Consider the following 1,313-nt stretch of genomic DNA (forward strand, 5'->3'; position numbering starts at 1 on the left):
TGATATTATCCCCTTTAAGTAGACAATGTAAAAAAGGCTACGGTAATCTGTAGCTAACAGTCTATTTAGAGGGGATTTTTCTATGTCCAGAAAAAACAATACTTATTCAAATGATTTCAAATTACAAGTTGTTTTATCTTACTTAAATAGTGAAGATAGCTATGTAACAACTGCGAAAAAGTTTAACCTCCGAAGTAAAACTCAGGTGGAAAGATGGGTTCAAAAATATAAAGAAGTAGGTTCGATTGAAGCTTTTAACCGCCTACCTTCTTCAGGATCTGGCGCAAAAGGTGTGAAGAATCCCTTAAAAGGAAAACGTGTTCACTTTAATAGTGTAGAAGAAGAACGTGATTACTATAAAGCTCAGGTTGAATATTTAAAAAAGCAGTATCCAAATCTGTAAATGGAGGAATGCCAACTTATCCAGATCGTTATCAAATTATAGAGGAAATGAAAGATCGCTATCCTATTACGTGGCTGACTGAAATGGCAAAAGTAGAACGTTCAGGCTATTATAAGTGGATTAAAAACGGTAAGACATCATCCCGTAAACAAGCTGATATCGTGTTAAAGGAACACATTTTATCGATTCATCAGAAATATAAAATGTATGGTTATCCACGCATGAAAATTGCTTTACGGGAGAAAGGATTCCATGTGAATCATAAGAAAGTTTATCGATTAATGTGTGAACTCGGCATTCACTCAATTATCCGTAAAAAGCGTCGTGTATGGAAAAATCAGATGTCACGTGTATTTGATAATGTACTAAAGCGCCAATTTAACGAGCGAACAGAAAATGAAGTATTCGTCACTGATATCACATATTTACCAACGAAAAGTGGATTCCTCTACTTATCGGCTGTGCAAGATTTATATAACAACGAAATTGTTGCTTGGAAGATTAGCGAACGTAACGATTTAGAATTAGTGATGGATACGCTACAGGAATTGACGGCAAAAAGAAATGTGTATCGAAGCATTATTCACTCAGATCAAGGCTTCCAATACACATCCATTAAATATCATCAGACAGTTGAACAACTTGGCATGATTGGTAGTCATTCTCGCAAGGGGAACTGCCATGATAACGCATGTATCGAGTCATTCTTCTCGCACTTTAAAAGTGAGTGTTTGTATTTATTACATGATCATTCAGCAGATGAAGTGAGACAGGCTGTGGAGGAATACATTTACTTTTATAACTACCAACGCTTCCAAAAACGACTCAACCACCTGGCACCGATAGAATATCGACACCAGATGGCTGCTTAGTCTCTTTTAAAGCTGTCTACTTGACTGGGGTAAGTCCA

General features: G+C 36.5%; 2 protein-coding genes. Both read left to right on the forward strand.

The annotated features are described in order from the left end of the window. Nucleotides 1–82: 82 nt before the first annotated feature. Nucleotides 83–403 carry a helix-turn-helix domain-containing protein gene (locus tag D8M03_RS17560; protein WP_121216062.1) on the forward strand — a complete coding sequence of 107 codons (321 nt, stop codon included), beginning with the start codon at nt 83–85 and terminating at the stop codon, nt 401–403. An 8-nt stretch (nt 404–411) separates the two neighbouring features. Next, the gene (locus D8M03_RS17565; RefSeq protein WP_121216063.1) at nt 412–1,275 is read left to right on the forward strand and encodes an IS3 family transposase; all 864 of its coding nucleotides are present in this window, start codon (nt 412–414) and stop codon (nt 1,273–1,275) included. The last annotated feature ends 38 nt before the right edge of the window (nt 1,276–1,313 follow it).

Source organism: Ureibacillus endophyticus (assembly GCF_003628435.1).
Taxonomy (GTDB): Bacteria; Bacillota; Bacilli; order Bacillales_A; family Planococcaceae; genus Ureibacillus; species Ureibacillus endophyticus.

Bases quoted from the DNA above. Each gene is read 5' to 3' on its own strand.
- D8M03_RS17560 (WP_121216062.1), top strand. From the start codon at position 83: ATGTCCAGAAAAAACAATACTTATTCAAATGATTTCAAATTACAAGTT.
- D8M03_RS17565 (WP_121216063.1), top strand. From the start codon at position 412: ATGCCAACTTATCCAGATCGTTATCAAATTATAGAGGAAATGAAAGAT.